This is a genomic window from Bradyrhizobium sp. PRIMUS42, assembly GCF_023006515.1.
Lineage (GTDB): Bacteria > Pseudomonadota > Alphaproteobacteria > Rhizobiales > Xanthobacteraceae > Bradyrhizobium.
Window position 1 is genome coordinate 1 of the sequence record NZ_JALBGZ010000231.1, and the last position, 8,568, is coordinate 8,568.

Sequence of the window (8,568 nt, forward strand, 5' to 3'; positions counted from 1 at the left end):
AGCTCGACGACGAGCTGCGCGGCGCCTTCATCCTCGCTGCCGACACCGTGGTGGCGGTCGGCCGCCGCATTCTGCCCAAGGCCAATCTGGTGGACGAGGCCGCGCAGTGCCTGCGGCTGCTGTCGGGCCGCAACCACCGCGTTTACACCGCGATCTGTCTGGTCACGCCGCGTGAGGCCTTCCGCCAGCGCCTGGTCGAGACCCGCGTCCGCTTCAAGCGCCTCTCGGAAGACGACATCCAGGCCTATATCGGCTCCGGCGAATGGCGCGGCAAAGCCGGCGGCTACGCCGTGCAGGGCATCGCCGGCTCCTTCGTGGTGAAGATGGTGGGGTCCTACACCAACGTGGTCGGCCTGCCGCTCTATGAGACCACCACGCTGCTCGGCGGCGAAGGCTTCCCGATCCGCTTCGGCTGGCTCAACGCCACCACCGCGGTGTGAGCCGGCAAGCCGCGGCCCAACAAAAATCGCGAAAACAACCCCATGCAAAGTAGAATGGCCGGGCGGGGCGCATGCGCCGCCGCCCAGGGAACCTGTTTGCCGACAGGCTCTTGAACCGTTTCACCCCGTGCAAGCCGCCGACATCATGGACGACCAGGTCAAAAATCCCGCCAGCCCGCTCAAAACCTGTCCGATCTGCGGCAAGCCGCAGTCCGAGGCCACCCGTCCGTTCTGCTCCTCGCGCTGCCGCGACGTCGACTTGAATCGCTGGCTGAAAGGCTCCTACGTCATCCCCGGCCGCGACGACGACGTGGATGACGTCGAATAGTTAAATTATATCAACGCTTTGCTTGGATGGCCAGCGTGCCGCCCGCAAGCCGCGGCAAGCCCGTCCCACCTTGTGCACAGCCGGGCCGCGCCCGGCGAAGCCACTTGGCGAAGCCGGGTGGACAGGCCGCCCCGAGCCCACTATAAACCGCCCGCTCGATGGGCCTTGGGTCCTTCGCTCAGCACGCCCAGGTAGCTCAGTTGGTAGAGCATGCGACTGAAAATCGCAGTGTCGGTGGTTCGATTCCGCCCCTGGGCACCATTCCCTGACGACATTCCCAGCTGCGGGCCGATCCCGAGCCACTATCCTGGTTCGCTATACGAGACCGGCTGCCGCTGATATGATCCCTCGCCATTGGGACGGTAAACGGCAGCTCGCCACCGTACCTTTTTCTGCGATGCCGGCCTTCTGATCGGATTCGATCCCGCTCGCGCGCTTTTCGCTTCGGCTCGACAAGAACGCCGAACAGATTCGTCAATGGCTGCCGCTGTCCCCGCTCACATTGGGAGATGTGTCATGGCTGCATCGGACTGGCGTCTCGAAGGCGAATGGATGAAGAATTGCAATTGCGCGTTTGGCTGCCCCTGCGATTTCAACGCTCTACCGACCCTCGGCTATTGCAAAGGCATGGTCGGCATGCGGATCACGACGGGGCATTTTGAGGGCGTCAAGCTCGACGGCATTTGTTTTGCGGTCGTGGTGGATTTTCCGGGCGCGCTGCATCAAGGCAACGGCAAGATGCAGCCCATCGTCGACCAGCGCGCCACGCCGGAGCAGCGACAGGCGCTGTTCAACATTCTGTCGGGCAAGCATTCGGCGGAGGGCACGCTGTTCCACATCTTCAGCCTGATCGTAACGACGATTCACGATCCGGTTTTCGCGCCGTTCGAATTCTCCTTCGACAAGGATGGCCGTGTCGCAAAACTCGTCGCCGGCGATCTGCTCGAGACCGAGGTGGAGCCGATCAAGAATCCCGTGACCGGTGCTCCACATCGAGTTCAGGTGGTCATGCCCGAGGGCTTCGAGCACAGAGCTGCCGAGGTCGCGTCCGCCAATATCCGCTCGACCGGCGCGATCCTATTCGAGACCCAGGGCACGCACAGCTCGCTCGCCAATGTCGTACAGACGCCCGAGGGCGTTGCGGCGTGATGCAGCGCTGACACCGAGGCCGTACCATCGGTGTCAGCACGTTATGTTGCGGGGGAGCGCGACAACGCGCGTCGCGAAGGATGAGGGGCCGACTCCCGGATTCGTCACTGCGCTGGCGGTCAACCAATGCACGGGCGTGCGATACTGGAACACCTGCTCTCCCGCGATCGCTTGATCGTCGCGATCGGGACTGCCGCTGTGGCGGCGCTCGCCTGGGCCTATCTCGCGGGCGGCGCCGGCATGGACACCGACATGATGGCCGAGATGCCGGACATGGCCCCCATGCCATGGACGCTGCGCTCTGCCGCGCTGCTGTTCGCGATGTGGTGGGTGATGATGATCGCGATGATGGCGCCGAGCGCGGCGCCCACCGTCCTCTTGTATGCGACTGTCAGGCACAAGCACGAGACGGCACCCCGCGCCGCAATCGATGCCTGGATCTTTCTCGCCGGGTACCTCGTGACATGGGCAGGATTCAGTCTCGCAGCAGTCCTGGCGCAATGGCTGCTTGAGCGCCTCGGCCTCTTGTCGATGGCGATGGCAAGCACCAGCGCGGTTTTGGGCGGCGTCATCCTGCTTGCCGCGGGACTCTATCAATTCACGCCACTCAAACACGCCTGCCTGAGGTACTGCGAGAGCCCGCTATTGTTTCTCAGCCGGCATTGGCGGCCCGGCACGCGCGGGGCATTCCGCATGGGGCTGCGCCACGGCAGCTACTGCGTCGGCTGCTGCTGGTTTCTGATGGTCTTGCTGTTTGTCGGCGGCGTGATGAACCTGGTCTGGATCGTTGGCATCATGCTCTATGTCGCCGGAGAGAAGCTGCTGCCGTTCGGCCGAAGATTGAGCTATACGGCAGGCGCGATCCTCGTCCTGTCCGGCGTAATCGTTCTTGCGCGCGCGGTGTGAGGCCCGGAACCGGGGGCCGCTCAAATGCTGCTCCCAATATGCCAATATCGCCCGGTTGCTCAAAAACGTCTGACTTCCGTGATCATACGGAAGCCGCAAGCCGAAGAATTGAGCATTGTTCCAACCGAAATTTAAGGCTGTCCCGCTTAACTTCGGGGCCATGGACAGGCCCGCGTCCGGTTTCCGGCCGTGGCCGTCCCGGTGCAAGGCGGAGGGAGCCGGTGCTATTTTCCGCGATGAGCTCTGCTCTGCCCCTGTGGCTGACGCGGGGAGTGGGCAGGATGATGCTCGCGAGATCAATTCGCAGGGCGGCGTTGACGATTCTGCGCAATGCCCCGCTGCAGATCGCATTCTTCTTCCTGCCCCTGGTCTGGATCGGCTACATCGCGATTACGTCATCGGAGCGGGCGGACGCGGTCGGGCAGGCGCGGTCGCACGGCGACAGCGTCGCCGAACTGTTCGAGGAAAACACCGAACGCATCTTCGAGCGCGTCGATCAGTCGTTGCTGGTGGTGCGAACGCTCTACGCTCAGGAACCGCTCACCTTTAGTCTGAAGTCATGGTCCGACAAGGCCCGCATTGCGACCGGCGACGTGGTTCAGTTCGCGCTGATCGGACTGGACGGCTACATGATCAATACGACCGCGGGCTATTCGGGCCCGCCGCTCTATCTTGGCGATCGCGAGCACTTCATCAACGTCATGGCGCAAGCCGATGACCGGCTCTACGTCGCCACCCCAGTGCTGGGGCGGGCGTCGCACAAATGGACCATCCAGCTCGCGCGAAAGCTGTTCGACCTCGCCGGGAATCCGTTAGGCGTGGTCGTCGGCTCGCTCAGCGTCGACGTCGTCGGCAGGTTTTACGACACCGCAAAGCTCGGCGTCGGAGGAACGCTGGTGCTCAGAAATGCGAACCACGTCGTGCTTGCCGCCCGTGGCGTGGACCAGGGCTCCGTGCTGGGACAACGCGCGCCGAGCCGCGTCGAGGGCGAGCTGGGGGACGGCTTCTATGTGCAATATTGGAACGAGAACCGACCGAACCGCAGCGACCGGCTGATCACCGCGCGCAGGTCGCGCGCGTTTCCGCTCATCTTCACCGTCGGCATTTCGGAGCAGGAGATTTATTCCCGCTCCGCCTTCAGGCAGAAGGTCTATCTCGGCGGCGCGCTGCTGCTTACGTTCATCATCCTGGCCGCGACGACATTCCATTGGCGGCGGCAGCAGGCGCTGAATCGCGCCCACCGCGAGCTGCGCGATTTTGCCAGCAAGTTCGAGGATGCGCTCAGGACCCTTCCCCAGGGCTTGAGCATGTTCGACGGCCGTGACCGCCTGATCGCCTTCAACCGGCAGTGGCTCGAACTGTACGGACTCGTACCGGAAGACATTCGGATCGGCATGGACTTCCGGGAGGTGTTCGCCAAGCAGACCGCCGTGCTCGACGTCGAGGCGTACCTCGTCGATTTGAAGAACCGGCTCGTCCAGTCGGAGCAGATATCGAACACCGTGCAGTTTCCGGATGGACGGGTCGTCTACATCTCCTACGGCCGGCGCGAGGGTGGCGGCTGGGTTGCTACTCACGAGGACATCACCGAGCGCAAGGCGTCGGCGGACCGCATCGAGCGGCTGGCGCATTACGACAGCCTGACCGCCCTTGCCAATCGCAACCTGTTCAAGGAGCGCATCGACCAGGCGCTGGCCCGCTCGCGCCGGCTGGAGCCCGCGTTCGCGGTGCTCCTGCTCGATCTGGACAAGTTCAAGTCCGTCAATGACGCGCTTGGCCATCAATGCGGCGACGCGTTGCTGAAGCAGGTTGCCGACCGGATCAAGGCGCAAATTCGCGACGTCGATACAGCGGCGCGAATCGGCGGCGACGAGTTTGCCGTGATCGTGGCGCCGGGCCGGGCCGCGTTGCGCGACGGCGCTGAGAGCCTGGCGGCGCGGCTGGTCCAGGCCATCGCCGAGCCCTATCACATCGATGGCCATCCCGTCGTGATCGGCTGTAGCATTGGCCTTGCGCTCGTGCCCGAGCACGGCACGCGGGTCGACGAGATACTTCGCAACGCCGATCTTGCGCTCTACAGGTCAAAGAATTCCGGCCGAAGCTGCTTCCACGTCTATTCGGCGGAGCTCAAGGCCGAAGCGGATCAGCGCAACGTGCTCGAGATCGAGCTGCGTGAAGCGATCTGGCGCGAGGAGATCGAGGTGTTTTATCAGCCCGTGATCGAGCTCGGCACCGGTCGGGCAAAATCGGTCGAGGCCCTGGCGCGCTGGCATCACAGCAGCAGGGGCTACATTCCTCCGGCGGAGTTCATTGCGGTGGCGGAGGCGGGGGGCTTGATCGTCGAGCTCGGCAATCAGGTGCTCGCCAGGGCCTGTCGCGATGCGATGAGCATGCCGGCCGACGTCAAGGTCGCTGTCAACCTCTCCGCCCTGCAATTTGCCGGCACCAATCTCGTCGATACCGTGACGTTTGCGTTGGCGCAGAGCGGACTTCCGCAAACCCGGCTCGAGCTCGAGATCACTGAGAGCGTATTTCTCGCCGACAGTGAGGAGAACCTCAAGACGCTCCAGCGCCTCAAGGCGCTCGGCGTCTCCATTGCCCTCGATGATTTCGGTGTCGGATACTCGTCATTGTCCTATCTGACGGCGTTTCCGTTCGACAAGGTCAAGATCGACAAGTCATTCATCGACAGGATCGATCGCTGCGAGACCGTCGCCGTGCTGAAGTCCATCGTGCAGCTCGCGAAGACGTTGAAGCTGTCGATCGTCGCCGAGGGGGTCGAGTCCTCCGAACAGGTCAGACGGCTCCAATCACTCGGCATCCCGCTCGGCCAGGGATACCACTTCAGCAAACCAGTGCCGCTCGCCGGCTTGTCCTGGCAAGTCCCCGTGGCGCGCCGGAGACGACGTGTGGCGTGAGACGGGGCGAGTGGGGACAGGTCGCGCGCGGCAGAGCGGGCTACGACCGCAGCGCGCAGACCCGCTGACGGCGGGGATGCAGTGGAAATCAAATCATAAAGTCGAATGCCTCCGGCGTTTGTCATCGTGGCGCGGCACTGGAACCCTTGCGTCCGTGACTAGGAAGCTGAGCAGGCGACTTTCCCCTTCGCCAAAATTGTCTCGCATTATTAATGGCTCACAAGGGTGGGATTGGCCACCTGGTGCGTTCGACTTCCGCTGAGGCCGAAGCATCGCGCCGCGCAGCTAATTTACGAGCCGGATCTCGTCCCTCCATTCCTGGCACTCCGCTTGCTCAGTCAACGCCAAATCCAGGCCTCAGCAGGGAGGCCGTTTCAGGTTGAGGCAAGCGATGCAGGAAGTGTCCCGTTCTGGTGCTGCTGGTGAACTCCGGCTCGACGCGTTGATCGCCGATTTATGGTGGCGCGTTCGGCTCTTGAATACCGATATTCTCGAGGAGGAGGCCAAATCCGGTGTGTTTGACGTGCACGAGCCGGCATATCCGCTGCTTGCGCTTAACCTTCGAGCGCGGCGCGACAATCTGGTCTCCACGATCGGCGTGCTCGAGGAGCGTGCGAAATCAGTGTCCGAAGCGGCTTGAGAGCGGTCTTCGGCTGCGGCGGCGATAAACTCAACCCGGGCAAGACCTCGGCGTATTGCAGCAGCGTGGCGTTATCGGCGGGCTGGCGTTGAAGTAGCAGGGCGGCTAGCGTTGGAGAGGCCGGCTCTGCAGGGCGCAGCCGAAACATGCGAGATCGTGTCGGTCGCGGCGTGGCCTCTCCTCCGATTGGACGATGCACGTTCGCCGTCGCATCGACGAGCATTCGTGATCGTCGACACATATCATTCCGTTCGATCAATCTAGCTTTGCGTCAGGTGGCTCGCAGTGATCCACCAGGCAAAGGACAAGACTGATGCGCAATTACATTCTCGTGGCTTTCGCAGCGATCACGTTGGCAAGCGCGGTGACGCCCGCCAGCGCACGGACCATCGTGCGCGATCATCGCGACCCGCCCGTCGTGCGCGACCATCGCAGTCAGACCATCGTCAGGGACCACCGCACTCATCCCGAGGTCCGCGATCACCGCCACTAGGCGTCCCGCGGCGGAGCCGAACCAGGCCGGTTCGGCTCCGTTTCGCCTCACATGAAGCTCGACGATCACCTGCGCATGGGGCTTATGTCATTCGCGATTGTGAGGTCTGAGCACGAGCCACACCCGCGCTCTCATGATATTGCTGCCTCCGCAACGATTTGAGGCCGCCATGCTCCCCATTCCCGCCGACATCTTCACCGAGCCCGAGGACGTCTCGCCCGACGGCCTCGCCAATCTCGGCCCGCTCCGCCGCCTCGCAGGCCGTTGGCAGGCGGACAAGGGCATCGACATCAATCCGAAAGCGGAGGGTCCGGAGCGGCGGACGTTCATCGAGCGCATCCGCATGGACCCGATCGATCCGCAGGCCAACGGGCCGCAGCTCCTCTATGGGCTGCGCTATCACATCCACATCAACACGCCCGAGGAAGACATCACCTTCCACGACCAGGTCGGCTATTGGCTGTGGGAGCCCGCGACCGGACTGATCATGCAGACGCTGGCCATTCCGCGCGGTCAGGTGCTGCTGGCCTCGGGCAAGGCCGGGCCTGATGACAGGACAATCTCCGTCACCGCGAAGCGCGGCGACACCGCCTACGGGATCTGCTCGACCGATTTTCTGGAACAAGCTTTCCGCACCGATGCATACCGTTGCGATATCACCTTCAACGACGACGGCAGCTGGACCTATCTGATCCAGACCGAGTTGTTCGTGCGCGGCGCGCCGTTCAATCATCGTGACACCAACACGCTGCAGCTGGTGGCGCCGCCGGAGCTCAATCCGCTCGCGGCGATCGTCAACGATCGCGCCAAGGAGAATGCGCCCGGCAATGGATCAGCGGCCTGAAGCGCTGCCCGGAGGCTTGCATGAAACCGTATGTCATCTGCCTGATGCACTCCAGCCTCGATGGCCGCACCCACCCCAGCCGTTGGCGCCCGAAGGGGGCGGGGACGGACTGGTTCGAGAAGATCCATGACGAGCTCGGCGGCGATGCCTGGGTGATCGGCCGCGTCACCGGGTCGGAGTTCGCCAAGGGCAAACCATATCCCGTGACGAATGACGCGAAACTGCCGCGCGAAAACTGGTTCGCGCGGCGCGACGCGAAAACCTATGGCGTCGTGCTCGATGCGCAAGGCAGGATTGGCTGGGGCCGCTCGGACATCGGCGGCGACCCGATCGTCGTCGTGCTGACGGAGAGCGTGCCGGATTCGCATCTCGCCGGCCTGCGCGGCGAGGGCGTGTCCTACATCTTTGCCGGCAAGTCCGAGATCGATCTGGCGCTGACACTGGACATTCTCGCCCGAGAGCTCGGCGTGAAGCGCCTGCTGGTGGAAGGCGGCGGCGTTGCCAATGGCGCGTTCCTGCGCGCCGGTCTCATCGACGAATTCAACCTGATCCTCAGCCCCGCGGTCGATGGTGCAACGGGCGCGCCCTTCGTGTTTTCTTCGACGGAGGCGGATAGCGACAAGCGCGCGCCGATCGCCGCGATGACGCTGGAGAGCACGCGCGCGCTCGGCGGCGGCGTCCTGCTGCTCCGCTATCTGATCAGGAACGATCCGCTAGCCGCGAATCGGTAGCGCGCGGCCATGCCGGAGATAACAGAGCATATCGTCATCGTCGGCGCAGGTGCGGCCGGCCTGATGGCGGCGCGCGAGCTGGCGCATGCCGGCCGTAAGGTGACGGTCCTGGAGGCGCG

Annotated in this window: 10 protein-coding genes and 1 tRNA gene; all 11 read left to right on the forward strand. The window is 63.7% G+C overall.

Features of this window, described 5'->3' with window-relative positions:
- The coding region (locus MOV75_RS18330) for a Maf family protein (RefSeq protein WP_247006327.1) at positions 1–440 on the forward strand (440 nt) is incomplete at its 5' end.
- 145 nt (positions 441–585) lie between these two features.
- A complete protein-coding gene (gene yacG / locus MOV75_RS18335; protein ID WP_246927981.1) occupies positions 586–768 on the forward strand; it encodes a DNA gyrase inhibitor YacG in 183 nt (60 codons plus the stop codon).
- Between the two features lie 185 nt (positions 769–953).
- Positions 954–1,029: transfer RNA gene (locus MOV75_RS18340), tRNA-Phe, on the forward strand.
- A 255-nt stretch (positions 1,030–1,284) separates the two neighbouring features.
- On the forward strand, positions 1,285–1,917 hold the full coding sequence (locus tag MOV75_RS18345; protein ID WP_246927988.1) for a DUF1326 domain-containing protein: 633 nt from the start codon (positions 1,285–1,287) through the stop codon (positions 1,915–1,917).
- A 126-nt stretch (positions 1,918–2,043) separates the two neighbouring features.
- Complete coding sequence (locus MOV75_RS18350) at positions 2,044–2,823, forward strand: DUF2182 domain-containing protein (protein WP_246927990.1); 780 nt, start codon at positions 2,044–2,046, stop codon at positions 2,821–2,823.
- Between the two features lie 314 nt (positions 2,824–3,137).
- Positions 3,138–5,741: an EAL domain-containing protein gene (locus tag MOV75_RS42710; RefSeq protein WP_309486832.1), complete on the forward strand. Its 2,604-nt coding sequence runs from the start codon at positions 3,138–3,140 to the stop codon at positions 5,739–5,741.
- Positions 5,742–6,132: 391 nt separating this feature from the next.
- Complete coding sequence (locus MOV75_RS18370) at positions 6,133–6,381, forward strand: hypothetical protein (protein WP_246927992.1); 249 nt, start codon at positions 6,133–6,135, stop codon at positions 6,379–6,381.
- 313 nt (positions 6,382–6,694) lie between these two features.
- Positions 6,695–6,874, forward strand: coding sequence for a hypothetical protein (locus tag MOV75_RS18375; RefSeq protein WP_246927994.1), 180 nt, complete (start codon positions 6,695–6,697; stop codon positions 6,872–6,874).
- Positions 6,875–7,043: 169 nt separating this feature from the next.
- The gene (locus tag MOV75_RS18380; protein WP_246927996.1) at positions 7,044–7,718 is read left to right on the forward strand and encodes an FABP family protein; all 675 of its coding nucleotides are present in this window, start codon (positions 7,044–7,046) and stop codon (positions 7,716–7,718) included.
- A 20-nt stretch (positions 7,719–7,738) separates the two neighbouring features.
- The gene (locus MOV75_RS18385) at positions 7,739–8,449 is read left to right on the forward strand and encodes a dihydrofolate reductase family protein (protein WP_246927998.1); all 711 of its coding nucleotides are present in this window, start codon (positions 7,739–7,741) and stop codon (positions 8,447–8,449) included.
- 9 nt (positions 8,450–8,458) lie between these two features.
- On the forward strand, positions 8,459–8,568 hold a 110-nt coding region (locus MOV75_RS18390; RefSeq protein ID WP_247006329.1), incomplete at its 3' end, for an FAD-dependent oxidoreductase.